Raw genomic sequence first — 452 nt, 5'->3', positions numbered from 1 at the left:
TTGACGTTCTGGCGGTAGTCGGTGCTGTCCACCAGCTGCTTCAGGCCGCGCCACAGGGATTCCACCTTCTGGAACTCAGGATGGTGCATCACCGCGTCCAGCTGGCGGCTGATTTGATAGTCCAGTTCAGCGATATGGTGGTCAATCAGGGTCTTGTCGAGCTTCTCCACGGTCTTTCTGGACTGACGGATGCAGTCCATAAACACCTGCATCGCCGCCGTCAGTCGTTCGCCCGCCGGGGCGTCGGACAGCGCGGCATCATCCAGAAAGTCGTTAATATCGCCCAGGCGGGACGCCGGGGTCAGGTTGATTTTGTCAAACAGGGAAGCGTAAACGCTCTCTTTTTCCAGTACAGCGGTCTGCCCCTGCGCGGGGGCGGTTTCAGTATTTACAGACATCAGCATATTCCCGGTTAATCCATTAAATAACGCACGCCGTTTATTTCGGGGCCA

General features: G+C 56.6%; 1 protein-coding gene. It reads right to left on the bottom strand.

The features are described from left to right. A partial coding sequence (locus FQK12_RS08510) for a type VI secretion system contractile sheath domain-containing protein (protein ID WP_186711194.1) occupies positions 1–398 on the bottom strand: 398 nt, incomplete at its 3' end. Between the last annotated feature and the right edge of the window lie 54 nt (positions 399–452).

Origin of the sequence: Klebsiella sp. ME-303 (genome assembly GCF_007910085.1) — a bacterium.
In the GTDB taxonomy this organism is placed as follows: Bacteria; Pseudomonadota; Gammaproteobacteria; order Enterobacterales; family Enterobacteriaceae; genus Klebsiella; species Klebsiella michiganensis.
Note: the sequence above shows the minus strand (reverse complement) of the source record. Positions and strands in the feature narration are given on the sequence as shown.